This window comes from Actinomadura luteofluorescens (assembly GCF_013409365.1).
In the GTDB taxonomy this organism is placed as follows: domain Bacteria; phylum Actinomycetota; class Actinomycetes; order Streptosporangiales; family Streptosporangiaceae; genus Spirillospora; species Spirillospora luteofluorescens.
On record NZ_JACCBA010000001.1, the window covers coordinates 3,003,550 to 3,028,322 of the forward strand.

At 73.1% G+C, this 24,773-nt stretch carries 19 protein-coding genes; 10 read left to right on the plus strand and 9 right to left on the minus strand.

The genetic code is table 11. From position 1 onward, the window contains the following. Window positions 1-204: 204 nt before the first annotated feature. The 4 genes from BJY14_RS13835 (at window position 205) to BJY14_RS13850 (ending at window position 4,397) form a co-directional block, all read left to right on the plus strand. Window positions 205-1,251 carry an ABC transporter substrate-binding protein gene (locus BJY14_RS13835; protein ID WP_179843994.1) on the plus strand — a complete coding sequence of 349 codons (1,047 nt, stop codon included), beginning with the start codon at window positions 205-207 and terminating at the stop codon, window positions 1,249-1,251. After that, on the plus strand, window positions 1,248-2,024 hold the full coding sequence (locus BJY14_RS13840; RefSeq protein ID WP_179843995.1) for an ABC transporter ATP-binding protein: 777 nt from the start codon (window positions 1,248-1,250) through the stop codon (window positions 2,022-2,024). Before BJY14_RS13835 ends, BJY14_RS13840 begins: the two co-directional genes overlap by 4 nt. Next, on the plus strand, window positions 2,014-2,892 hold the full coding sequence (locus tag BJY14_RS13845; RefSeq protein WP_179843996.1) for an ABC transporter permease: 879 nt from the start codon (window positions 2,014-2,016) through the stop codon (window positions 2,890-2,892). The genes BJY14_RS13840 and BJY14_RS13845 overlap by 11 nt, the downstream gene beginning before the upstream one ends. Window positions 2,893-3,038: 146 nt before the next feature. Continuing rightward, window positions 3,039-4,397, plus strand: coding sequence for a sensor histidine kinase (locus tag BJY14_RS13850; RefSeq protein WP_312879199.1), 1,359 nt, complete (start codon window positions 3,039-3,041; stop codon window positions 4,395-4,397). Between the two features lie 39 nt (window positions 4,398-4,436). On the opposite strand, the gene BJY14_RS13855 is transcribed toward BJY14_RS13850, so the two are convergent. From BJY14_RS13855 to mfd, 7 genes are all read right to left on the minus strand, one after another. Continuing rightward, window positions 4,437-4,793 (minus strand): tetratricopeptide repeat protein, encoded by a 357-nt coding sequence (locus BJY14_RS13855; RefSeq protein ID WP_179843997.1) that lies wholly within the window; start codon window positions 4,791-4,793, stop codon window positions 4,437-4,439. A 51-nt stretch (window positions 4,794-4,844) separates the two neighbouring features. After that, entirely contained in the window at window positions 4,845-5,063 is a 219-nt protein-coding gene (locus BJY14_RS13860) for a hypothetical protein (protein WP_179843998.1), read from the minus strand. A 60-nt stretch (window positions 5,064-5,123) separates the two neighbouring features. Further along, complete coding sequence (locus BJY14_RS13865; RefSeq protein ID WP_179843999.1) at window positions 5,124-6,068, minus strand: NADP-dependent oxidoreductase; 945 nt, start codon at window positions 6,066-6,068, stop codon at window positions 5,124-5,126. A 104-nt stretch (window positions 6,069-6,172) separates the two neighbouring features. Beyond that, the gene (locus tag BJY14_RS13870) at window positions 6,173-8,605 is read right to left on the minus strand and encodes a penicillin-binding protein (RefSeq protein WP_312879200.1); all 2,433 of its coding nucleotides are present in this window, start codon (window positions 8,603-8,605) and stop codon (window positions 6,173-6,175) included. 70 nt (window positions 8,606-8,675) lie between these two features. Then, window positions 8,676-9,647, minus strand: a complete 972-nt coding sequence (locus BJY14_RS13875) for a nucleoside triphosphate pyrophosphohydrolase (RefSeq protein ID WP_179844000.1) — start codon at window positions 9,645-9,647, stop codon at window positions 8,676-8,678. 5 nt (window positions 9,648-9,652) lie between these two features. Next, complete coding sequence (locus tag BJY14_RS13880; RefSeq protein WP_179844001.1) at window positions 9,653-10,309, minus strand: hypothetical protein; 657 nt, start codon at window positions 10,307-10,309, stop codon at window positions 9,653-9,655. A 39-nt stretch (window positions 10,310-10,348) separates the two neighbouring features. After that, window positions 10,349-13,927 (minus strand): transcription-repair coupling factor, encoded by a 3,579-nt coding sequence (gene mfd / locus BJY14_RS13885; RefSeq protein WP_179844002.1) that lies wholly within the window; start codon window positions 13,925-13,927, stop codon window positions 10,349-10,351. Window positions 13,928-14,175: 248 nt separating this feature from the next. Here mfd and BJY14_RS45165 point away from each other — a divergent pair, with 248 nt between their 5' ends. The 5 genes from BJY14_RS45165 (at window position 14,176) to BJY14_RS13910 (ending at window position 19,876) form a co-directional block, all read left to right on the plus strand. Continuing rightward, complete coding sequence (locus BJY14_RS45165) at window positions 14,176-15,066, plus strand: methyltransferase domain-containing protein (protein ID WP_312879201.1); 891 nt, start codon at window positions 14,176-14,178, stop codon at window positions 15,064-15,066. Window positions 15,067-15,196: 130 nt separating this feature from the next. Continuing rightward, complete coding sequence (gene cysC / locus BJY14_RS13895) at window positions 15,197-16,666, plus strand: adenylyl-sulfate kinase (RefSeq protein ID WP_179844003.1); 1,470 nt, start codon at window positions 15,197-15,199, stop codon at window positions 16,664-16,666. 103 nt (window positions 16,667-16,769) lie between these two features. Beyond that, entirely contained in the window at window positions 16,770-17,738 is a 969-nt protein-coding gene (locus BJY14_RS13900; RefSeq protein ID WP_179844004.1) for a sulfite exporter TauE/SafE family protein, read from the plus strand. A gap of 186 nt (window positions 17,739-17,924) precedes the next feature. Beyond that, window positions 17,925-18,389 carry a PssD/Cps14F family polysaccharide biosynthesis glycosyltransferase gene (gene pssD / locus BJY14_RS13905; RefSeq protein WP_258941099.1) on the plus strand — a complete coding sequence of 155 codons (465 nt, stop codon included), beginning with the start codon at window positions 17,925-17,927 and terminating at the stop codon, window positions 18,387-18,389. After that, window positions 18,386-19,876, plus strand: coding sequence for a glycosyltransferase (locus BJY14_RS13910; RefSeq protein WP_179844005.1), 1,491 nt, complete (start codon window positions 18,386-18,388; stop codon window positions 19,874-19,876). Before pssD ends, BJY14_RS13910 begins: the two co-directional genes overlap by 4 nt. 52 nt (window positions 19,877-19,928) lie before the next feature. Here the strand turns inward: BJY14_RS13910 and BJY14_RS13915 are convergent, their stop codons facing one another. Beyond that, entirely contained in the window at window positions 19,929-20,468 is a 540-nt protein-coding gene (locus BJY14_RS13915; RefSeq protein ID WP_179844006.1) for a hypothetical protein, read from the minus strand. Window positions 20,469-20,699: 231 nt separating this feature from the next. Here BJY14_RS13915 and BJY14_RS13920 point away from each other — a divergent pair, with 231 nt between their 5' ends. After that, window positions 20,700-21,962, plus strand: coding sequence for a hypothetical protein (locus tag BJY14_RS13920; protein WP_179844007.1), 1,263 nt, complete (start codon window positions 20,700-20,702; stop codon window positions 21,960-21,962). Between the two features lie 320 nt (window positions 21,963-22,282). On the opposite strand, the gene BJY14_RS13925 is transcribed toward BJY14_RS13920, so the two are convergent. Then, complete coding sequence (locus BJY14_RS13925) at window positions 22,283-24,610, minus strand: fibrinogen-like YCDxxxxGGGW domain-containing protein (RefSeq protein ID WP_179844008.1); 2,328 nt, start codon at window positions 24,608-24,610, stop codon at window positions 22,283-22,285. Window positions 24,611-24,773: the final 163 nt, after the last annotated feature.

Genomic DNA, 24,773 nt, shown 5'->3' on the forward strand with positions numbered 1-24,773 from the left:
GCGGTCACCGAGCCTATCCGCGCGGCCCCGCCGACGCCCAACCGCCTCGCCGTTGCCCGGCATGCGGCGTACATAGAGGACGGCGGCGGCGAAACCACCCCGCCGCGGCGACCGCATCGTGCCAGGAACGCGACTTGACGCGGAGAACGCCCGCCTTATCTACTATGCAGGTCAAACAGACTTGATTGATAGGGAAAGATGACAATGCATCGTGGACTCCGCGGGCGCATCGCCGCCGTGGCACTGACCGCATCGGTCGCAGCGGGCACGCTCGGCGCCTGCGGCGGCGACGATGGGGGCTCCGGCGGGGACGCGGCCCCGCTGCGGCTCGGCTACTTCCCGAACATCACCCACGCGACCGCCCTCGTCGGCGTCGAGAAGGGCATCTTCGCCAAGCACCTCGGCACCGCGCCGAAGACCGCGACGTTCAACGCCGGCCCGGCCGCCGTCGAGGCGCTGTTCTCCGGGGCGATCGACGCGACGTTCGTCGGGCCCAACCCGTCCATCAACGCCTGGTCCAAGTCGCACGGCAAGGCGGTCCACATCATCTCCGGCGCGGCCTCGGGCGGCGTCTCGCTGGTCGTCAAGCCCGGGATCAAGGGCGTCCAGGACCTGCGCGGCAAGAAGATCGCGACCCCGCAGCTCGGCAACACGCAGGACGTGGCGCTGCGGTACTGGCTGAAGAAGAACGGTCTCGCCGCGAACAAGGACGGCAGCGGGGACGTCAAGGTCGTCCCGCAGGAGAACGCCCAGACGCTGCAGACGTTCGCGCAGGGCGACATCGACGGCGCCTGGGTGCCCGAGCCGTACGCCTCGCGGCTGATCCTGGAGAACAAGGGCGAGCGGCTGCTGGACGAGAAGTCGCTTTGGCCCGGCGGCAAGTTCGTCATCACCAACCTGCTCGTCAGCCAGGAGTACGAGAAGAAGCACCCCGAGCAGGTCAAGAAGCTCCTCCAGGGCGTCGTGGAGGCGACCGACTACATCACTCAGAACAAGGCGGACGCCGAGAAGGTCACCAACGACGCCCTCGCCAAGCTCAGCGGCAAGCCGCTCAAGCAGGACGTGCTCGCCGCGGCCTTCAAGGAGATCGACTTCACCACCGACCCGGTCGCGTCCTCGCTGGTCGCCGGCGCGGCGCACGCCGAGGAGATCGGCCTGCTGGACAAGACCGACCTGGCCGGGATCTACAACCTGGCCCCGCTCAACGACGTGCTCAAGGCGGGCGGGAAGGCACAGGTCAGCGACCGATGACCGCGGACACGGCGGTCCGGCTCAGCGAGGTCTCCAAGGCGTTCGGGACGGGCGGATCGGCGCTCCTCGCGCTCGACAGGGTCTCCCTGGACGTGGCGCCGGGCGAGTTCACGTGCCTGGTCGGCGCGTCCGGCTGCGGCAAGAGCACGCTGCTCAACCTGGTCGCCGACCTCGACCGCCCGAGCGCCGGGACGATCACCAAGGACGGCGCGCGGGTCGCGCTGATGTTCCAGGAGCCCGCGCTGTTCCCGTGGCTGACCGCGACCGGCAACCTCGAACTCGCCCTGAAGGCGCGGGGCGTCCCCCGGGGCGAGCGGCGGAGCCGGGCGGCCCGGCTGCTCGACTCGGTGCACCTCGGCGGGTTCGCGGGCCGGCGCCCGCACCAGCTGTCGGGCGGCATGCGGCAGCGGGTCGCGCTCGCCCGCGCCCTGGCCCTCACCGAGGACGACGCGGGCGACGGGCAGGGGACCGTCCTGCTGATGGACGAGCCGTTCGGCGCGCTCGACGCGATGACCCGCGACCTGCTGCACGACGAGATCGAGCGGATCTGGCGGGAGCGCGCCCTGACGGTGCTGTTCGTCACCCACAACGTCAGGGAGGCGGTGCGGCTCGGCGACCGGGTGGTGCTGCTCAGCAGCCGCCCGGGCCGGGTCGTGCAGGAGTTCCCCGTCCCGATGGAGCGGCCGCGGCGGATCGACTCGCCCGAGGTCGCCTCCCTGGCCGGGACCATCACCGACCGGCTGCGCGAGGAGGTCGTCCGGCATGGCGCATGACACGGTGCAGGGGGAGGCGCGCCTCGAACGCGAGATCGCCGGGCTGGACGCGCTGGAGCTCGGCGGCACGACGCGCGCCCGGCTCCTCCAGCGGGCGTGGTCGGCGGTGTGGCCGATGCTGGCGGCCGTCCTCATCGCGCTCGCGGCGTGGCAGCTGGTCGTGTGGAGCGGCTGGAAGGAGCCGTGGGTGCTCCCCGGCCCCGGCGACACGCTCCCGGTGTTCTGGGACCAGCTCACCTCGGCGCGGTTCTGGGACGCCGTCGCGCTGACGATGCGGCGGGCCGTCGTCGGGTTCGCCTTCGCGGTGGCCGTCGGCGTGGTGGTCGGCGCGCTGGTGGCGCGGTTCCGGGTGCTGCGCCGGGCGTTCGGATCGCTGATCACCGGGCTGCAGACGATGCCGTCGATCGCCTGGTTCCCGCTCGCCATCCTGCTGTTCCGGCTCAGCGAGAGCGCGATCCTGTTCGTGGTGATCCTCGGCGCGGCCCCGTCGATCGCCAACGGGCTGATCGCGGGCGTCGACTACACGCCGCCGATCCTGCTGCGCGCGGGGAAGGTGATGGGGCTGCGCGGCCTCGCGCTGTACCGGCACCTGATCATGCCGGCGTCGCTCCCGTCGTTCGTCGCGGGGCTGAAGCAGGGCTGGGCGTTCGCGTGGCGCAGCCTGATGGCGGGCGAACTGCTGGTCATCATCGGCGACACGACCTCGCTCGGCGTGCTGCTGTCGCAGGCCAGGGAGCTGAACAACACCGCCGACATGATCTCCTACATGCTGATGATCCTGATCCTGGGCATCGTGATCGACCGGCTGTTCGGTCTGGTCGACGGAGCCATCCGGCGCCGCTGGGGCCTGGACGAAGGGTCGGCCTAGAAACTTTTACCCGCCGGCCCGGGTGGAGTCCGCCCTGGTCAGGTATGTAATCCCGGTACTGGCATGCCGCGCAGCGCACCGGGGAGGTCGTCATACGCGTCCGGCTCCGCCGGCCGAGGAGCCCGAGCGGCTGGATCTGGCGAGCCGTGCTGCGTCACCCGGAGATCCGGTTCCGGGTGACGGTGGCGGCCTCGCTGATCGCCTTCGTGCTGTCGTCGGCGCTGAGCGCGGTGCTGCTCATCCAGATCAGGCAGACCGCCTACGTCGACCTCCTCCGGGTGATGGCGCGCGACAACCGGCGGACGGCGACCGCGATCGAGACCGGGCAGTTGACCCTGGACATCTCCCCCACCACCGAAAGCCTCCAGCAGGTGGTGAACCAGCGGGGGGAGGTCGTCGCGGCCACGCCGCGGATGCAGGGCCGCGCCAGGGTCAGGTTCCCGCCGCCCGACCCCTTCGATGAGCGCCGGATCGGCCAGGTCTGCGACATCGACGCACCGGGGGCCCGCTGCTTCGTGATCTTCGAGCGCCGGGTGGGGGTGGGACCGGACGCGCTCTACATCATCTCGCTGGCCCCGGCCCAAGGGCCGCTGCCGCGTCCGGTGCTCGGCTCGCTGGTCCTGCTCGGCGTCCCGTTCCTCACCTTTCTCGCCGGCTACGGAACGTGGCTGTCGGTGACCCGCGCGCTGCGTCCGGTCGACCGGATCCGCCGGGACCTGGACGAGATCACCGCCACGGACCTGGAGCGCCGCGTCCCGGAGCCGCACCGGCGCGACGAGGTGGGGCGGCTCGCCGAGAGCGTGAACGCCACCCTGGACCGCCTGGAGGAGGCGGTCGCGCGGCAGCGCGCGTTCGTCTCCGACGTCTCGCACGAGCTCCGCAGCCCGCTCACCGCGCTGCGCATGGAGCTGGAGCTGGCGCTGTCGGCGCCGGAGGACACCGACGTCCCGGCCGCGCTGCGCGCCCTCCTCGTCAACACCGAGCGGCTGTCGGCGGTGGTGGACGATCTGCTGGCGCTCGCACGGCTCGACGCCGACAGCACCTTCGCCCGCGAACGGGTGGACCTGACCGAGATCGTCGACCAGGAGGTGCTGCGCCGCCCGCGCCGCGCGCAGGTGACGGTGCTGGCGGAGGGGCCGGTGACGGTGCGGGGCGGGCGCAGCGAGCTGTCGCGGCTGCTGACCAACCTCATCGACAACGCCGACCGGCACGCCTCCTCAGAGGTGACGGTGATCCTGCGCCCGGAGCCGCCCTCCACCGCGGTGGTGGAGGTGATCGACGACGGCACGGGCGTCGCGCCCGAGGACCGCGAGCGGGTGTTCGAGCGGTTCGCGCGGCTGGCGGAGGGCCGGCACCGCGACGCCGGCGGCACCGGCCTCGGTCTGGCGATCTCCCGCGACATCGCCGAGGCGCACCGCGGCTCGCTGATCCTCACCGACCGCATCGACGGCGTCCCCGGCGCCCGCTTCGTCCTGCGCCTCCCCCGCGACGACTCCCCGGGGTAGCCGCCCCCGCGGGGACGGCCACCTCCGGTGAACCGGTCGTCAGGCCAGGTCGGCGGCGGTCACCGAGACCTCGATCTCCTCGGTGGGCGCGACGCCCATGGCGCCGGCCAGCCTGCGGAAGGCGCGGGCCTCGTCCGGACGGCTCCGCCGCTCCAGGGTGCGGGCCAGCGCCTCGTAGGCCCAGCCGTTGCCCGGGTCCAGCTCGACCAGCCGGCGGAACGTCTCCTCGGCGCGGCCGAGCTGGGCGCTGTGGAAGTAGGCGCGGCCGAGCAGCTCGACCGCGGCGCGGTTGCCCGGCTCGCCGGCGGCGATCGGGGCCAGCATGCGCGCCGCGCCCGCGTAGTCCCGGGCGTCGAAGAACGACGTCGCGCGCTCGAACTCCTCGTAGGTGGTCATGCCTGCGGAACCGGGGGCGGACGGGGTTTGTTCCCGGCCGCCCCCGGGCGCTCAGGTCATCCCGAGATCGCCGCGCAGCCGCTCGCGTTCGGCCTCCAGCAGGTCGATCTGCCCCTGCAGCTCCTCGCGCTGGGCGAGGTACTGGCCGGAGTCCACCATGTCCGTGGGGTCGCCGGACGGCGACGGAAGGTCCGCGCGCAGCCTCCGCAACGAGTCCTCGATGTCGCGGAGCCGGGCGCGCCGGTCGTCTTCGGTCTCACTCTGGTTCATGTGCCTCCTCCTCCGGCTCTGCATGCCCGCGCGGCCGCCGTCCTCACCTCGGCGGCGGTGTCAGACCCGCAGGACGGTCTTCCCGCGCGCGCCGCCCATCCGGTTGTCGGCCAGGGCGTCGGCCGCCTGCTCCAGCGGGACCTCCCGCTCGACCCGGACGCGCAGCGCGCCCGAGTCGATCAGGTCGCTGAGGCGTTCCAGCAGCTCGGCGGACGGCTGTCCCTGCAGGTTGACGCCGCGCAGCCCCTTGGCCTCCATCGAGTCGGGGTTCACCGACCAGGTGGTGGAGATGTAGGTACCGCCGGGCCGCAGCAGCTGCACGAGGTGCTCGGCCGACCGGTTGTCGCCGGCCATGTCGAGGATCGCGTCGATCCCGTCGGAGTGGACGGCGAGCACCTGCTGGTTGAGGTCGCCCGCGGAGTGGTCGACGGTCTCGTCCGCGCCGAGGCGCCGCATCGTTCCCGCCATGTCGTCGCGGGCGGTCGCGATGACCTTGGCGCCCGCGCGGGAGGCGAGCTGCACCGCGCCCTGCCCGACGCCGCCGGTCGCGCCCACCACGAGGACGGTCTGGCCGGTGTCGATCCGCGCCTGGTCCACCATGGCGAGCGCGGTCGCGCTCGCGGTCGGCACCGCCGCCGCCTGCGTGTAGATCATCCCTTGCGGCATCCGCGCGACCGGGCCGTCCTCGCGGACGAGGACGTACTCGGCGTAGCTGCCGAGCCCGCGCTCCACCATGCCGAAGGCCCCGTAGACCTGCTCGCCGTGCCGCAGCCGGGTGACGCCCTCGCCGGCCTCCTCCACGACGCCCGCGCCGTCCCGGCCGAGGATCAGCGGGAACGGCACGTCGACGGAGTCCTTGAGCATGCCCTCGGCGATCTTCCAGTCCAGCGGGTTCAGCCCCGCGGCGATCACCCGGACCAGGATCTCGCCGGGCCCCGGCTCCGGGCGCGGCAGGTTCATGAGCGCCGGCGTGGCGCCGTACTCGGACACGGCGATGGCTCGCATGACGATGGTCCCCCGAAACGGATCAGCGCGGGACGCCCGCGTCCCGCTGTCGATCTTCCCGTACCGATCTACCCGCCGGTCGGACGATCACACGTCGGCGCAGGTCACGCGGGGGCCTGCTGCGGCGGTCCGCCGGGGTCGGGGGTCGGTGTGACGGGCGGGCCGCCTCCCCTGCGCTGCCCGCCGGGGCCGCGCCCGGCGCCTTTGCTGACGTACAGGGTGATGGTGTCGCCGGGCTCGGCCGACGCGGGCGACAGCCCGGCGACGGTCCCCTTCGGGAACCGGCGGGACTCCACCGGCGCGCCGATCCGGGCCTTGAAGCCGGCGGCGCGGAGCCTCGCGACGGCCTCGCCCGGCTTCATGCCGCGCACGTCGGGCACCCTGGCCCGGTCCTCACCGGAGCCCCTGCTGAAGTAGCGCGACGGGGGCCGGTGGAACGAGGACGGACCGGTGCGCGACAGCGCCCCGAGCATGCTCTGCCGCCAGATCGGCGCCGGGATCGTCGCGCCGAACACCGAGCCGTAGCACCGGCCGTCCATGCACAGGTTCTCCATGGGGTGCTTGTAGCCGCCCCGCGGGTCGCCGACCCACACGGCCGCCGCCAGGTCCGGGGTGTACCCGGCGAACCAGGCGGCGGAGAAGTTGTCGACGGTCCCCGTCTTGCCCGCGGCGTCGCGGCCGAGGCCCATGCCGCGCGCGGTGCCCTTGGTCAGGACGCCGCGCAGGACGTAGTTGACGGCGTCCGCGACGCCCTCGTCCATCGCCTTCTCGCAGTGGCGCCCCGGCACCTTGAGCTTCTTGCCGGACGCGCCGCGGATCTCCCGGATCGCGATCGGCTCGCAGTAGCGGCCGCGGGCGCCGAACGCCGCGTAGGCCGCCGCGAGCCGCAGCGGGGAGACGGGGTTGAAGCCGAGCGTGAACGAGGGGTACTGCTCCAGCGGCTTGCCGTTCGCCTGCTTCATCCCGAGCCGTTCGGCCATCCTCACGGTGTCGCAGAGGCCGACCTTCTTTTCCAGGGCGAGGAAGAACGTGTTGACCGAGTGGTGCGTCCCGGTGACGAGGCTGAACTGCTTGCCGCCCTCGCCGTCGGCGGAGTTGCGCAGGGAGGCGGACGGGTCGCCGACGCGATCGCCGTCGCAGTTGCGGTAGCCGACGGGCGTGTACGCGCGCGGCGCCATCATCCGGGTCCCGAACGGCATGCCCTCGTCCAGCGCCGCGGCCAGCGTGAACGCCTTGAACGTGGACCCGGCCTGCATGCCGATGCTGGAGCCGTGGCTGGCGTCGGCGGCGAAGTTGATCCACGTCTTGCCGCGGTCGCGGTCGGGGCCGAGCTCGCGGTCCACGGCCATCGCCTTGATCTCGCCGGTGCCCGGCTGCACCATCGCCTCGGCGGCGGCCTTGTGCGCGGAGTTCTTCGGCGGGACGTGCCGGTCGACGGCGCGCTGCGCGGCCCTCTGCGCCCGCCGGTCCAGGGTGGTGCGGATCGTCAGCCCGCCGCGCTTGAGCAGCTTCTCCCGGTCCTCGGCCGTCTCGCCGAACACCCGGTCGGTGAGGATCTCGCGCTGGACGTAGTCGCAGAAGAACGGGGCGTCGCTGGTGACGCAGCCGCTGTGCACGTTGGCGACGTCCAGCCTGACGGGCGCCCGCTTGGCCTCGGCCGCCCTGGCCGGATCGAGCCAGCCGAGCTCGGCCATCCGGGTCAGGACGGTGTCGCGCCGCTGCCGGGCCGCGCCGGGGTGGCGGATCGGGTCGTAGGCGTAGGGGTAGCGGACGACGCCCGCGAGCAGCGCCGCCTCCGGCAGCGTCAGCTCGGAGGCGTGCTTGGAGAAGTAGTGCCGGGACGCCGCCTCGACGCCGTAGGCGCCGTCGCCGTAGTAGGCGATGTTGAGGTAGCGGCGCAGGATCTCGTCCTTGCTGAACCTCTTCTCCAGCGCGACCGCGTACTTCAGCTCACGGATCTTGCGGGCGGCCGAGACCTCCCGGGCCTCCTGGCGCTCGGCGTCGGTGTCGGCCTGGGTGAGCAGCAGGTTCTTCACGTACTGCTGGGTGATGCCGGAGCCGCCCTGCGTCACCTGGCCGCTGCTGAGGTTGCTGGCGAGCGCCCGCAGGGTGCCCTGCGCGTCGATGGCGCCGTGCTCGTAGAAGCGGCTGTCCTCGATCGCCAGCACCGCCTGGCGCAGCACCGGGGCGATCTTCTTGAACGGGACGTCGACCCGGTTCTGGTAGAAGAACGTGGCGAGGGTGGAGCCGTCCGCGGCGAGGATCTTCGAGCGCTGCGGGACGCCCGAGGTGCTCAGCCCGTCCGGCTCGGCCTCGAACCACCCGGCGGCGTCGCGTGCGCCGACGCCCGCCGTGCACGCGGTCGGCAGCAGCATGAGCGCGACGAGCAGGCCGGCCAAGCCGCCGAAGGCGCCGAGGCCGCGCAGCGCGCGCGCCTTCTCGGCGCGGGTCGTCGACGGGGTGAGCAGGCGGCGGCGCCGCGCGGCGGGGGCTCCCCGCCCGGGATCCCCAGCGTCACTTCCGGCCTCGGTCGGCACGCGCTCAGAGTAGACGCGCCTCCCCGAGCGGACCACCCCATCGGCGAGGTTCCGCCCGTTATCCCCCGATTCAGGGCTCGCGCCGCTCCCACGCTCGGACACGCTCGCGGAATACCCGGGAAACGGCCCGCAACTCCGACTCCGCGTCCACTCCCTGCTCACCCGCCTCGCGGACCAGCGCGAACAGCCGTCCGCCCAGCCCTGCCCCGGCCTCCTCCGCCAGCCCCTCGGCGAGGCCGGACGGGGCGCCCATGCGCGCGGCGCGGCGCTGCAACTGCGCGGCCAGCGACAGCGCGGGCTGGCCCATCGGCACCCCGTCGAGCGCCGAGGCGTCCGCGCCGCTCTTCTCCGCCCGCTCGGCCGCCTTGATCTGCTCCCAGTTGGCGTTGACCTCGTCGGCGCCGGAGACGGTGACGTCCCCGAACACGTGCGGGTGCCGCCGGACGAGCTTGTCGACGATCGCGCCCGCCACGTCGTCGATCGTGAACCCGGTCCCGTCGTCGCGCTCGGCGGCCACCACCGAGTGGAACGCCACCTGCATCAGCACGTCGCCCAGTTCCTCGCGAAGCGCGCCGTAGTCGCCCTCCTGGACGGTGTCGAGGACCTCGTACGCCTCCTCCAGCAGGTACGGGACGAGGGTGGTGTGCGTCTGCTTGCGGTCCCACGGGCACTCGCGGCGCAGCGTGTCCATCACCGACACCAGGTCGAGCAGCCGCGCGCCGGGCAGGTCGTAGGAGCCGTGCAGCACCTCGACGTCCAGCGGGTCGTCGACGACCAGGGCCCCGATCCCGCGCATCAGCGCCTCGTCGCCCTCGGGAGCGGCCGCCCACAGGACGTCCGCGCGCCGGGCGTCGGCCACCAGGACGGCCGGGTCGGGCTCCTCCACGAGATCCGGGACGACGCCGGCGTCGAGGAGCGCGGGCAGCAGCGGATGCCCGTCGCGGAGGCGGACGGCGTCCGCCGACCGGAGCGCGTCCCAGGCCCGCCAGGTCAGCAGGCCCGGCGCGACCCGGTGCGTGGTCGCCAGCACGGTCAGGCTCATGGGACTCAGATACCCGAATCGGGGCTGGACAGCCGGTAGACGATCGGGGCGACCTCGAACTTGGCGGGGTCGTAGTGCCCGTAGCGAGGGTTGACCTGGATGTGCATGCCGGCGGCGGTGCGCTGGAACAGCTCGTTCCACTGCCGTCCGGCCTGCTCGGTCGCCGGGTTCAGCCGGTTGTTCAGGTCGGCGCCGTAGCGCTGCATGACCGCCAGCTGCGTCGCCACCAGCCGCGCCAGGTCGCGGGCGTGCGCGCGGGGCAGCCCGCTCGCCAGCGTGATCGACTGGGCCCCGCCCTGGCGGTCCAGGGCCTGGAGCGCCCCGTCGACCTGCCCACCGGTGACCTCGACCCCCGCCCGCCGCGCCACCCGGTCGGCGACCCTGAAGTTGATCAGCAGGGTGAGCGCGCCCTGCAGGTCGGACTCGGAGTCGCCGGCGACCTGCGGCGCCGGATTCGCGGGGTTGGCGCGCAGCTCGTTGGCCGCCGGGTCCGAGCGGAACTGCGAGCGCCAGTCGCGGACGGTCTGGGTGAGGGTGGTGACGGTGATGCGGTCGTCGCCGACGAGTGCGGCGGTGCCGACCTTCGGGGAGCCGCCGCAGCCGGCCAGCGCGACGGCCGCCAGCACGACCGCCACCGCCGCCTTCACGGACTTACCAGGCACGGATTCCTCGTCTCGTCGCTAGATCGGGGCGGCGCCAGCCTAGCGCCGCGCCGGGGACTCCAGGAACAGCGCGTCCACCAGGTCGGTCGCCCACTTCAGCAGCTCCTGGTCGCGCAGCGGGCGGCCGCCGATCTGCGCGGTCTTCGGCGCGGGCACGAGCAGCGTGTCGGTCGCCGGCTTCAGGATGCTCTTCGGGTACAGCCGCTGCAGCCTGACCTGCTTGGAATCGGGCAGGTCCACGGGCGTGAACTTGACGAAGGTGCCCTGGAGGGTGACGTCGCTCAGCCCCGCCTTGCGGGCCCTGGCCCGGAACCGGGCGACCTCCAGCAGGTTCAGCACCGGGACGGGCAGCGGGCCGAACCGGTCCTTCAGCTCCTCGTGCACGGCGCCGATCTCGTCCTCGGAGGTGATCGCGGCGATCCGCCGGTAGGCGTCCAGCCGGAGCCGCTCGCCCGGCACGTACTCGTGCGGCAGGTGCGCGTCGACGGGCAGCTCGACCTTGGTCTCGACGGCCTCGGGCTCGCCGCCGCCCTCCTTCAGCTCCCGCACCGCCTCGCCGACCATCCGGACGTACAGGTCGAACCCGACGCCCGCGACGTGCCCGGACTGCTCGGCGCCGAGGATGTTGCCCGCGCCGCGGATCTCCAGGTCCTTCATCGCGACGTACATGCCGGCGCCGACCTCGGTGTGCTGCGCCAGCGTCGCGAGCCGCTCGTGCGCGGTCTCGGTGAGCGGCTGCTCCGGCTGGTAGAGGAAGTAGGAGTAGGCCCGCTCCCGGCCGCGCCCGACGCGCCCGCGCAGCTGGTGCAGCTGCGACAGCCCGTACATGTCGGCGCGGTCGACGATGAGGGTGTTGGCGTTCGGCACGTCCAGCCCGGACTCCACGATCGTGGTCGCGACCAGGACGTCGTAGTTCTTCTCCCAGAAGTCGACCATGACCTTCTCGAGCTCGTGCTCGTTCATCTGGCCGTGCGCGACCGCGATCCGCGCCTCCGGGACGAGCCGCGCCAGGTTCGCCGCCACCTTGTTGATGGAGCGGACCCGGTTGTGCACGAAGAACACCTGGCCCTCGCGCAGCAGCTCCCGCCGGATCGCCGCGGCGATCTGCTTCTCCTCGTACGGGCCGACGAACGTCAGGACGGGGTGGCGCTCCTCCGGCGGGGTGAGGATCGTCGACATCTCCCGGATGCCGGTGAGGCCCATCTCCAGCGTCCGCGGGATCGGCGTCGCCGACATGGCGAGCACGTCCACCTGCGTCCGCAGCCGCTTCAGCTCCTCCTTGTGCTCGACGCCGAACCGCTGCTCCTCGTCGATGACCACCAGGCCGAGGTTCTTGAACCGGGTCTGCGACGACAGGATCCGGTGGGTGCCGACCACGACGTCCACCGAGCCCTCCGACAGCCCGCTCAGCGTCTCCCCGATCTCCTTGTCGGACTGGAACCGGCTGATCGGCTTCACCACGACGGGGAACGCCGCGAACCGCTCGGCGAACGTCGACAGGTGCTGCTGCACCAGCAGCGTCGTCGGCACGAGCACCGCGACCTGCCGCCCGTCCTGGACGGCCTTGAACGCCGCCCGCACGGCGATCTCGGTCTTGCCGTAGCCGACGTCGCCGCAGATCAGCCGGTCCATCGGGACGGGCCGCTCCATGTCGCCCTTCACCTCGTCGATGGCGGCGAGCTGGTCGGGCGTCTCGTTGTAGGGGAAGGCGTCCTCCAGCTCCCGCTGCCACGGGGTGTCGGGCGCGAACCCGTGGCCGGGGCTCGCCATCCGCGCCGAGTAGAGCCGGATCAGCTCCCCGGCGATCTGCTTGACCGCCTTGCGGGCGCGGGACTTGGCCTTCTGCCAGTCGGCGCCGCCGAGCCGGTGCAGGCTGGGCGCCTCGCCGCCGACGTAGCGGGTGAGCTCCTCCAGCTGGTCCGTCGGGACGAACAGCCGGTCGCTCTTGGCGTACTCCAGGATCAGGTACTCGCGGGTGGCGCCCTGCACCGTCCGGCTGACCATCTCCACGTAGCGCCCGACGCCGTGCTGCTCGTGCACGACGTAGTCGCCCGTCCTGAGCTGGAGCGGGTCGATGCCGCCGCGCCGCCGCGACGGCATGCGCCGCGCGTCGCGCGTGGACGACTTCTGCCCCGACAGGTCGGTCTCGGTCAGCACCGCGAGCTTGACCGACTCCCAGGTGAACCCGTTGTCGAGCAGCCCGGTCGTGACCGTGACCACCGACGGCTCGGGCTCGGCGGCCAGGTCGGCCAGCCGCGCGCCGACGCCCTCCTCCCGGGCGAGCTGGACGAGCCGCTCGGCGGGCCCGTGCCCGGCGGTGACCAGCACGACGCGCCAGCCGCCGTCCGTCCAGCCCTTGAGGTCGCCGACGACGCGGGAGGTGTCGCCGCGGTACGCCTCCGCCGGCTGCACCCCGAGGCTCAGCGCCTCCGCGCCGCCGTCCGGGGCTCCGCCGTCCGGAAGGCCGTCGGCCGCGCCCGCCGCCGCCAGCGGGCTCAGCGCCGTCACGCTCCACCGCGGCAGCCCCAGTTCCGTGCTGTGCTCGCGGACCTCCTCCAGCGAGCGGAACGCCGCGGCGCCGAGGTCGATGGGCGCCTCTCCCCCGGCGGCGGCGTTGACCCAGCTCGCCTCCAGGAACTCCTGGCTCGTGCGGACCAGCTCGACCGACCGGGTGCGGATCCGCTCCGGCTCGCAGACCAGCAGCGCCGATCCGTCCGGCAGCAGGTCGGTCAGCAGCTCCATGTTCTCGGCGAGAACGGGCGAGAACGCCTCCATGCCCTCGACGGTGTCGCCGTCGGCGATCCGGCCGAGGATCTCCTCCAGGGCGGGGTGCTCCCGCGCGAGCAGCCTGGCGCGCTCGCGCACCTTCTCCGTCAGCGGCAGCTCGCGGCACGGCGGCGCCCACAGCCCGCCCTGCGCGACCTCCAGGGAGCGCTGGTCGGCGGCCTTGAAGTAGCGGATCTCCTCGACGGTGTCGCCCCAGAACTCCACCCGGAGCGGGTGCTCCTCGGTGGGCGGGAACACGTCGAGGATCCCGCCGCGCACCGCGATCTCGCCGCGCTTCTCCACCAGGTCGACGCGGTGGTACCCGGCCTCCACCAGGCGCCGGACGGCGTCGTCCATGTCGGCGTCCTCGCCGGAGGCCAGCCGCACCGGCTCCAGGTCGGCGAGCCCGGACACGATCGGCTGGAGCACCGCGCGGACCGGCGTCACCACGACGTCCAGCGCGCCGCCCTTGGCCGAGCCGTCCCCGCCGGGCGGGCCGCCCGCACCCGGGTGGACGAGACGGCGCAGCACCGCCAGCCGCTGCCCGACCGTGTCCGAGCGCGGCGACAGCTTCTCGTGGGGCAGCGTCTCCCACGCCGGGAAGTGCGCGACGCGCCCGGGGTCGAGCAGGCTCGACAGGGCGGCGGTCAGGTCCTCGGCCTCGCGGCCGGTCGCGGTCACCGCGAGCACGACGCCCTCGCCGTCCTCGCCCAGGCGGCGGCTCAGCGCGGCGGCCAGGATCGGCCACAGCGCGGCGGGCGCGACGATCTCCCGGTCCGTGCGCGGCCGCGCGAGCGCGTTCCGCAGACCGGGGTCGGTGCACGCAAGGTCAACAAGTCCAGAAAGCGTCATTCGCGATATCCGCCCGCATGATCGCCCCGAGGCAGGGCAGCCCGAAAAGCCGGAATCCTTCCGGACCCCGGTACCGCGTACCAGCGTACGCGGCCCGGGCGGCGCTCGGTCAGGTGCCGCCGAAGGCGCCCGTCCACCAGGGCGCGGCTCGCCGTCCGTGCCCTGACCGGCACGGACGGCGACACGGCCGGCGCCAAGAAAAGGCAAATAGCGGACGGAGCGCAGCCAGGCGATTACGCTGCGAGATTGTGACCGATCTGCGTACGTCGCCGGTCAACGGCGGCGATCTCTTCTCAGAACGCGCCCGCCAGTACGCCCTAGAGAAGCCCCTGCAGCGGATCCACGTCCTCGAAGCGGGCTGCGGCTGGGGAACGGGCCTCGACCTCGGCGACCGCGACCGCGACGTCACGGGGGTCGACCTGGAGTCCCCGGAGCTGCGCGCCTACACCTGCGAGCGGCCCGACCTCGACGCCTGGCACCTCGGCGACCTGCGCACCGTCCCGCTGCCGCCGCGCGCCTTCGACATCGTCCACGCCTCGTACCTGATCGAGCGCGTCCCGCACGCCGAGCTGGTGCTCGACCGGTTCGTCGCCGCGCTGAAACCCGGTGGGCTGCTGCTGGTGCACCTGCGCGACCGCGACACCGCGTTCGGGTTCCTGGACCGCACGCTCCCCGGCTGGCTGCGCGCGTCCGGCCGGCGCCGCCTCCGCCCGGGGCGAGCCCCGGCCGCCGACCGCCCGCGGCGCGCCCGCGGCGCCCACGCCCGCGTCCCGCACCCGGCGGGCGAGGGCGGGGCGGCCGGTATCGCGCCCCTGGGCACCGGGCAGGCCCCGGCGGGCGAGGCCCCGCCCGCCGCGCCCCGGCCGGTGCCGGTCGTCCGGACGAGCCCGCCCCCGGCGATCTACGACCGGGTCGCGTCCCGGTCGGGCCTGCGCTGGTACTGCGTCATGCGCGGGCTGGTCGTCGCCGAGGAGTACACCTCGCGGCAGGCGCTGGAAGCCCTCGGGGCCGGAACCGGCCTCGCCGACCTGCTCTGCCGGCTGGTGTCGGCGGTCACCCGGGGGCGCCTCACCGCGGACCACAGCGAGGTCACCTTCGTCATCCGCAAGCCCGAGAACCGCTTCGCGCGGGTCATCTGAACGGGGGCGGCGGGCCGTCCGCGCGGGGGCGGACGTGCGCGCGGCCAGGCCGGGGCAGTATTTTTCCTGCGAAAACCCTGCTCGCCACGGACGAGCCCGGCCGTCTCGCCGGGCGGGATCGGAGATCGCGGTGACCGCCGAAGCCGGCCTTCCCGACACGCTGCGCGACCTGCCCGCCTGGACCCCGGACCCGGTCGAGCTCGCCGACCTCGAACTCGTCCTCGCGGGGGTGTACCGCCCGCTGACGGGCTTCCTCGGCTCGTTCGACACCGCCATGGTGATCGCCGGAGGACGGCTCGCGGACGGCACCCCGTGGCCGGTCCCGGTCACGCTCTCGGTCCCCAAGGAGCTGACCGGCCACGAGCGGATCGTCCTGCAGGACCCCGAGGGCGTGCCGCTCGCGGTGCTGCGGGTCGGCGAGGCGTGGCAGGACCCGACGACCCAGGGGTTGCGGCTCGCCGGGCCGCTGGAGGCCCTCCGCGCCCCCGCGCACGGACCGTTCCACCGCCTGCGCCGCCGCCCGGACGAGCTCGACGCGTTCGAGGGCGCCGTGCTCGCGGTGGCCACCCGCGAGCCCCTGCACCGCAAGCAGCTCGGCCAGCTCCGCCAGGTCGCCGAGCGGCTCGCCGCGAAGGTCCTCGTCCTGCCGCTGCTGGGCGGCGAGCACGACGAGTCCCTCGTCCGGGCGCTGCTCGGCGTGCGCAAGGAGCTGCCGGACGGCGCCCAGATCATCCCCGTGCCCCTGCCGGCGCGCGGCGACCAGGAGCGCGACGTCCTGCTCCGCGCGCACGTCGCCGCCGCCTACGGGGCCACCCACCTGCTCGCCGAGCGGGAGATGGCCGGCACCGCCGTCCCGCTCGTCGTCCCGGAGCCGTGGGCCTACGACGCCGACGTGGAGGTCTGGCGGCCCGTCGCGCGCATCGAGCCCGACCACGTCCAGGCGGAGCTGACCCCCGAGCGGCTGAACGAGCTGCTGGACGCGGGCGAGCCCGTCCCCGACTGGTTCACCCCGCCCGCCGTCGCCGCCGAGCTGGCGCTGGCGCGCCCCCCGAAGCGCTCGCGCGGCATCACGGTGTTCTTCACCGGCCTGTCCGGCTCCGGGAAGTCCACGGTCGCGCGCGGCCTGGCCGACGCGCTGGTGGAGCGCGGCGGCCGGACGGTCACGCTGCTGGACGGCGACGTCGTCCGGCGGATGCTGTCGGCGGGCCTGACGTTCTCCCGCGCCGACCGCGACCTCAACATCCGCCGCATCGGCTTCGTCGCCGCCGAGATCACCCGGCACGGCGGCACCGCGATCTGCGCGCCGATCGCCCCCTACGCGGCCACCCGCGCCGAGGTGCGGCGGATGGTGTCCGCCGTGGGCGACTTCATCCTCGTGCACGTGGCGACGCCGCTGGAGGAGTGCGAGCGGCGCGACCGCAAGGGCCTGTACGCCAAGGCCCGCGCCGGGCAGATCCCCGAGTTCACCGGCATCTCCGACCCCTACGAGGAGCCGGACGACGCCGACCTGACGCTCGACACCGCGCGGCTGTCACCGGACGAGGCGGTCGCCCAGGTCCTCGATCTGCTGGTCGGCGGCGGCTGGGTGCGGGCGGAGTAGCCTCCCCCGTCCCATTCGCCCCTCCCTACCCGGTATTTCCTGATCCGGAGGGCATCACCTATCGTGTTAACCATAATTCCTACATGACAGGTAGGTCATGCCGATGGACTTCGATTGGACGATGGCGCTCGGCTCGTTCCTCGTCGCCATCATCGTGGGGCTGACCGGCATGGGCGGCGGCGCCCTGATGACGCCGATGCTCGTGACCTTCTTCGGAGTGAGCCCGCTCGCCGCCGTGTCCAGCGACCTGGTCGCCGCCGCCGTGATGAAACCGGTGGGCAGCGCCGTCCACTACCGGCAGGGCACGATCAACATGCGGCTGGTGGGCTGGCTGTGCGCCGGCTCGGTGCCCGCCGCGTTCTCCGGCGTCCTGCTGGCCCGCGCGCTCGGCCACGGCCACTCCGTCGAGAACGTCATCGGCAAGGCGATGGGCGCCGCCCTGATGATCGCGGCCGTGGGCCTGGTGCTGCGCGGCTACCTCGCCCACCGGGGACGCGGCGGACCCGCCGCGGACGGCGACCGCACCCCCGAGATCATGGTCCGGCCCGTCCCGACCGTGCTGATCGGCGTCGTCGGCGGCCTCGTCGTCGGCATCACCTCGGTCGGCTCCGGCTCCCTCATCATCGTCGCGCTGCTCGCCCTCTACCCGGCGCTCAAGGCCAACCAGCTCGTCGGCACCGACCTGCTCCAGGCCGTCCCGCTGGTCTTCGCGGCCGCCATCGGCCACCTGCTGTTCGGCGACTTCCGCATGGAGGTCACCGCCGCGCTGCTCGCCGGGTCCGTCCCCGGCGTCTACCTCGGCTCCAAGATCTCCTCCCGGGCCCCGAGCGCCCTGATCCGGCGGGTGCTGGCCCTCGTGCTGGTCGCCTCCTCGCTGAAGATGTTCGGCGTCGCGCCCGCCCCGCTCGCCTGGATCATGGTCGTCCTCACCGCCGCCACGGTCGCCGCCTGGCTCGTCCTTCGCCAACGGACCGCGCCGCGCCGGGATACGCTGCCCTCTCCGGTCGTTTCCCCCGGCGTCGCCGGTGCCTCAGGAGAGCAGAGCGAACGTGGACCCACGATGGCCGCATGACACCGTCGGCGTCCTCGGCGTGCGGCCCGCCCGCGCCGACGCTCCGCACGGCTCTTTGAAGCGCACCGCGACGGACTGAACGACCGGGCACCGCCCGTCCCCCTCCCGGCTCCGCCCCGCCCCGGCGGCGCCGGCCCCGGGCGACCGCCCCGCGCGCAGTTCCGCTCGCACCTTCGAAGGAGTCCAGTGCCCCCAACCGGAAAACACGTCCTGCTGATCGGGTCGGCGGGCGGCCATCTGACCCAGCTCCTCGCGCTCGAACCCTGGTGGCGGTCGCACGAGCGCTCCTGGGTGACGTTCGAGTCGCGCCACGCGGAGTCCCTGCTGACCGGTGAGCAGGTGTCGTGGGCGCACCAGCCCACCACCCGCAACATCCCGAACCTGCTCCGCAACACCCGGCTCGCCTGGCGGCTGCTGCGGCGGACGCGGCCCGACGTCGTCGTCTCCACGGGCGCGGGCGTCGCGTTGCCCTTCTTCGTCCTCGCCAAGCTGATGCGGATCCCGGCCGTCTACATCGAGGTGTACGACCGCATCGACTCGCCTACGCTGACCGGACGGCTCTGCCGTCCGTTCGCGTCGCTGTTCCTGGTCCAGTGGGAGGAGCAGCGCCGCTTCTACTCGAACTCCGTCGTTGTGGGGAACCTGCTGTGAGCGACCTTCCGCTGGTGCTCGTGACCGTCGGCACCGACTACCACCGCTTCGACCGGCTGATCGAATGGGTGGACCGCTGGTACGCCGAGACGGGGCGGGGCCGCGTCCGCTGCGTCGTCCAGCACGGCGCCTCCCGCGCCCCCGAGCACGCCGAGCCGCGCGACTTCCTCGACCACGTCGAGCTGCTGGAACTGATGGAACGGGCGACCGCCGTCGTGACCCACGCGGGCGCCTCGACGATCGGCGAGGCGCGCCGCCTCGGCCGGTTGCCGGTCATCGTGCCGCGCGACCCGGCCTTCGACGAGATCGTCGACGGCCACCAGATCGACTTCCTGCGGCGGATCGAGGAGAAGGGCCTCGTCGCCTCCTGCGCGGACGAGAAGGACCTGCGCGCGCGGCTCGACCGGCTGCTCGACGAGCCTGACGCCTTCCGCCTCGCGGAGGGAGACTCGGGGGCGGCGCAGGCCGCCGCGGTCCGGCGGACCGGTTCGCTGATCGACACGCTCATGACCGTGCGCGGCGGGACGTCCGCGCTCCCGGCGCGGGCTCCGGCCCCCGCGGCCGGGGAGCCGGAGGAGTACCCGAGCGTCACCGTCGTCATCGCCACCCGCAACCGCCCCGAGCTGCTGCGCGTCGCGCTCGAATCGATCCTCGCCCAGGACTACCCGGGCGACGTCGACTGCCTCGTCGTACACGACCAGAGCGAGCCCGACGACACCGTCGCCGTCGACAAGCCCGGCCGCCGGGTCTCGGTCATGGTCAACACCCGGTCGCAGGGCCTCGCCGGCGCCCGCAACTCCGGCATCCTCGCCGCCGGCGGCGACCTCGTCGCGTTCTGTGACGACGACGACCGGTGGCTGCCCGGCAAGCTGACCGCGCAGGTCGCGGCCCTGCGGACGGCGCCGGACGCCGGCCTCGCCTGCTGCGGCATCCGCGTCCTGTACGACGACACGAAGGTCGACCGGGCCCTCGACCGCCGCGAAGTCACCTTCACCGACCTGCTGTACTCCCGCCTCACCGAGTTGCACCCCTCGACGTTCCTGCTCCGCAGGGACGCGCTGGTCGATCGGATCGGCCTGGTGAGCGAGGAGGTGCCGGGAAGCCACGGCGAGGACTACGAGTTCCTGCTGCGCGCGGCCCGCGACCACGCGATCGTCAACGTGCCCGAGGTGCACGTCGAGGTCCTGTGGCACAAGCAGTCCTACTTCGCGCAGCGCTGGCGCGTCATCGCCGACGCCCTGGCGTGGCTGCTGGAGCGGTTCCCCGAGTTCCGCCTGGCACCGGCCGGTTACGGCCGCATCGCGGGGCAGGTCGCGTTCGCGGAGGCCGCGTCGGGACGCCGCCGGTCGGCGCTGCGGTGGGCCCGCCGCACCGTCCGGGCGAACTGGCGGGAGCCGCGCGCCTACCTGACCGTCGCCGTGGCCTGCCGACTGATCAAGGCCGACCGGATCGTCCGGTTCCTGCACCGCCGGGGGCGCGGCATCTGACGCCGCCGGGGGCCCGGCCGTCACCGGCCGGGCCCCCGGGCCGTGCGTTGCCTCAGCTGGGCAGCAGGGAGGCGTTCACGAGCGCGCCGCCCTTCGCGCAGTCGATCGACCGCAGCGTCACGTCGCCCTTGACGTGCGGCCGGCAGGTCCAGCCGGCCGAGGTGAGCGGCTTGCCGTCGTAGCCGTAACCGCGGACCTCGACCTCGGCGATGTAGCCGAAGTAGGTGGTGAAGACGGTGCGCACCTGCGAGCAGGACGCCTTGCCGCGCATGACCTTCAGGCCGTACTGCGCCGCCTGGTTGTTCTGGGCGGTGCCGCACACGGCCCCGGAGCCCCCCACCTTGGGCGGGTAGAGGTAGGGACGCGTCTGCGAGACCGGAGTCGGTTTCGCCGGCGGCTTGGCGCCGCCCTTCGACTTGTCGCTCTCGCCCCCGGCCGGCTGGTCGGAGGCGCCCGCGGAAGCGGGGGCGCTCGGGTCGCTGGGCTCGGGTCCGGCGGACTTGCCGTCGCCCCCGCCGCCGCACGCGGACGCGGCGGGCAGCAGAACGGCCGTCACAAGGCAGGCCGCCATGGTGCGCCGTGAAAACAGCATCTGGGAATCCCCCACTTCTCACGATCAGCTGACCCGGTAGAAGCGGTACCAGGGGTCAAGGAACCTTATGCCATCCGGCTCGGGCCCTTGGCCACTTCCCGGCATCTCGGTCGGGGCGGCCACATCCGGCAACGGCGCCGTGACCGCGCTTCGCGGGCGAGCGGCGGATGCCGCCACCGGCGGGCCGGTAGACTCGCGCGGAACCCCCGACCGGATCGCACAGGAGTCGTCGTGCCCACGTCCGAGCCACTGCGCGAGCTCATCGTCCGGCTGTGGGGCGAGTCCGGCCCGAACACGCCGGTCCTGGCGACCCTCGGCGACCTTCCCGCCGGCTACCGCCCCATGGAGAGCTACGCGGTCGTACCGAGCCCCGCCAACGCGCGGTTCCTCGTTCCGATCGCCGGCCACGCCGCCGCGGCGGCAACCCTGACCTGCTACAACCGGCTGCGCTCCGGGCAGGTGCGGGCGACCCGGCGGGTGCTCGGCGCCGGGTTCCGCACGGGACTCGCCCAGCGCCTGCTGCGGCACCGGCTGACCGTCGGCCTGCGCTCGGACATCCCCGCCGGACAGGCCGCCGACCACCTGCTCGGCGAGCACCTGCGCCGGGTGCTGGACGTCCCGCGGATCGTCTTCGGGCTGGGCGTGCGCCCCCTCGACCCCAACGGCAAGCCGACCCTCCAGGTCTTCTCGGGCGACGGCGCACCCCTCGGCTACGCGAAGATCGGCTGGAGTCCCGCCACCAAGGAGATGGCCGCGACCGAGGCGGCGGCCGTGGAGGCCGTCGGTGCCGCGCTGGCCGCGTCCGGTCCCGGGACGGGCGGGCCGCGCCCCCACGTCCCCGCGCTCCTGCACCACGGCCCGTGGCGCGACCTGCTCATCACGGTGACGGCGCCGCTACCGGCCCGCGTGAGCGGCCATGCCGACCCCGACAGCCCACCCGAGCCGGGGTTCACCCTCGCCGTCGCCGACAGCGCGTCCTCGGGCTGGGAGAGCCTCACCGACACGGCGTTCTGGCGGCGGCTGCGCGACGGCGTCGCCGCCATGGGCGACGAGCCCCGCCTCGCCGAGGCCATGAGCGCCGTCATGGACGGTCTCGCCGACCGGCACGGGGAGTCGAAGCTGCGCATCGGCCGCTGGCACGGCGACTGGGTCCCGTGGAACGTCGGCCACCACGCCGGCGACCTGCACGTGTGGGACTGGGAGCACAGCGCCACGGGCGCGCCGGTCGGCCTCGACCTGCTGCACTGGCGCTTCCAGGTCGCCCTCGTGCTGCGCGGCGCCCCGCTGGACGCGGCCGTCGCCGCCGTCGAGAGCGCCGCCCGGGACGAGCTGGAGGCGTTCGGCGTGGCGGCGGAGGCCCGCGAGCTGATGGCGCGCCTCTACCTGCTGGAGATGTTCGCGCGCACGCACCGGCTCAAGCTCGGCGGCGGAGGCTGGAACCCCGCCCTGTTCCCCGCGATGCTCGACGTCCTCGCACGCTGGCGGCTGTGTTGATTCAGTCCCGGCCCACTTCGCTCGCCTTGCGGCTGTGTTTCAAAGTCCCGGCCCACTTCGCTCGCCTTGCGGCTCGCTACGTGACCGAGCCTGGGCGAACGCGGCATCGCTTCGCGATCTGCCCGGTTTCGCTCGCCTCCGGCTTCGCTGCACCGGGCAGCTCACGCGTTCGCGTGCGTCGCTGAGGCCACTTCGAGACAGCCCCCTAGCGCCCTCTGTCCCCTGCCTGGGCCGCGCCCTTCGGACAGTAACCCGGAAACGGAGCGGGCCCGGGCTCGGCTTGCGCCGAACCCGGGCCCGATCACGGTCCGGTCTGCCGGTCAGGGTGACGCGACCGCCGTCGAAGCGGAGCGGTTGCCCCCCGCGTCGATGGCCCGCACCCAGTAGTTGCCACCGGGCTCGGTGACGTCGAGGTGCCAGCCCGCCGTGACGCCGATGACCCGGTCGTCACGGATGACCTCGTACTTGACGCCCTCGTTCTCCGCGGGCGCCTTCCACGAGACCTTCACCCCGCCGCCGTCGGAGGCCACCTTGAGGTCCGTCGGTTTCGCGGGCGGCGTCGCGTCCTGCTGGCACACGCGCGTGAATCCGCCGGCCCATTGATAGCCGGTGCTCAGCCAGGATCCGCGGTTGATGTCGCCGCCGATCCACATGCAGCCCTGAGCGTCCTTGGTCATCTCCCACGGCCCGTTGCCGGCGCGGGTGGCGATGCTCGGCAGGAAGTCCGACACCGGCTCGGCGGTCTTGCCGTCGAACGCGCCGACCGCGTTGATGGACTGGATCTGCGACCAGGTGGTCGGCGTCGGCCAGGCGTCGCCGTCGTGGTAGAGGAAGTTGTAGCAGTGGCAGCTCGCGTAGACGATGCCGTTGATCTCCACCGCGGCCTGGAAGTCGCCTCCGGTCTTGGCGATGACGGTGTGGAGCCGCTCGAACTTGCTCTTGGTGTAGGCGCTGAGGACGTGCTCGGAGCCGCCCACCCAGACCTTGTCGCCGAACTCGCGGATGATCTGCTGGTACTGCTTGTCGACCGTCGGCGTGCTCGGGTGCCAGTTCTGGTCGTCCAGCCCGGCGACCTGGACCGCCGGAGCGGCCGTGCCGATCACCGCGATCTTCCGCGCGGGCTTGGAGTTCACGCTGGTGAAGTAGCCCGAGTAGTAGACCCGGTCACCGGTGGGGTTCGCGTCCAGCTCCATCACCGAGCCGTTGAAGGCCGGCTTCCACGTCCCGTCGGGCTTGCCGTCGGAGACGCGGACGCGCGCCGCGCGTCCCACGGAGATCGGAGAGCCGATCGGGTTGCCGCCCGCGATCCGGGTGAAGTTGCCGCCCACGTACAGCCAGTCGCCCTGCAGGTCCAGCGCGCGGGCCATGGCGGCGCCGCCCGTGGAGTTGGTGACGTTGGCCTGCCATCCGGCGGCGTTCTTGCCCGTCGCGAGGTCGAGCGCCACCAGGCCGGTGGTGTTGGCCGCGTCGTTGGCCTTGGTGAACTCACCGGCGACGATCAGCTTGCCCCCGGCGACCTGCAGGTCCCAGACGCCGCCGTTCAGCTTCGGCCGGAACGAGGACTTCCACTCGCCCGTCGCGGTGTCGAAGGCGGCCAGGTACGACTGCTCGACCTTCTCACCGGAGGCGGGCGACGCGCCCTTCTGGACGTACTTGAACTCACCGCCGACGTACATGGTGTTGCCGGACACGGCCATGCCCTGCACCTCGAGGTGCGCCTCGCCGGTCCCGCCGCTCACGACACCCGTGACGCCCCAGGCGCCGCCGGAGGTCTTGTTGCTCATCAGCGGCTTCTCGCTGGCGGACGGCGTGCCCGAGTCGGGGACGGCCGGGTACTGCAGGTCGGTCAGCTTCGGCCGGATCCACACCTGGGCGAACGGGATGGTGTTGCCGCCCGAGACGCCGGACCGCCACAGGTAGCTGGTCGGGCTGTTGTCGCCGGCCGTGACGTACGACCGGTAGGAGAAGCCCCGCTGCCAGCTGTTCTGCTTGGTCTCGAAGGTGTAGAACCCGTGGGTCGGCCTGAGCAGGCTGTCCTTGGTGACCTGCCTGGTGTTGCCCCCGCTGTAGTCGGTGCCGTCGAAGGAGACGGACGACAGCGGGTGCGACGGGTCGGCGTCGAACGTCCAGGACCACGGCGCGGCCTTCTGGAACTTCCACAGCATGTTCTGCCACTTGGTGCCGCCGGCGTCGGTCGCGCGCCGGATCCGCACCCCGTCGGGCAGGTCGTCGACCGTGTGGCCGTTCAGCAGCCCGTCGATGGTCTTCGCGGGCAGGGTGGCGGGGGTGAACGCGGCCGTGCCGGTCGGGCTGTTGCGCACCGACGCGGCGCCGTTCTGGCCGGGGAAGGCGAAGTTCCAGCCCTGCCGGCCGCGGCCGACGAGCACCCAGCCGCCGCCGTCGGTGGTCATGTCGCAGTAGAACTGGTCGGGCGCGATGAGCTTCGGCGTCTGCAGCCAGTAGATCCCGTCAGTGCTGGAGGGGAACTGCTGCTTGATGGCCCAGCAGGAGGCCGCGGCCCGGGCGGAGGTCTTTCCGTCCCGCTGCACGGCCGCCGCGCTGAGCGACGCCGACCGGTCGCCGCCCTGCGCGGACACGGTCGCGACGACCGTGCCGGTCAACAGCGCCGCGGTGGCCGCTATGGTCACGACGCTCCTGCGGTACCGGACACCGCGCAGGAAACGCAATCGATCTGGCATGTACTCCCCCGGGGGATTCGACGGAGGGGATGGCGCTGAGCAGGTGTTTCCACTGCCGCTCCGGGCGCCACGCATGAGAATGACGCAACGTTAGTGCAGGTGGAGACTACCG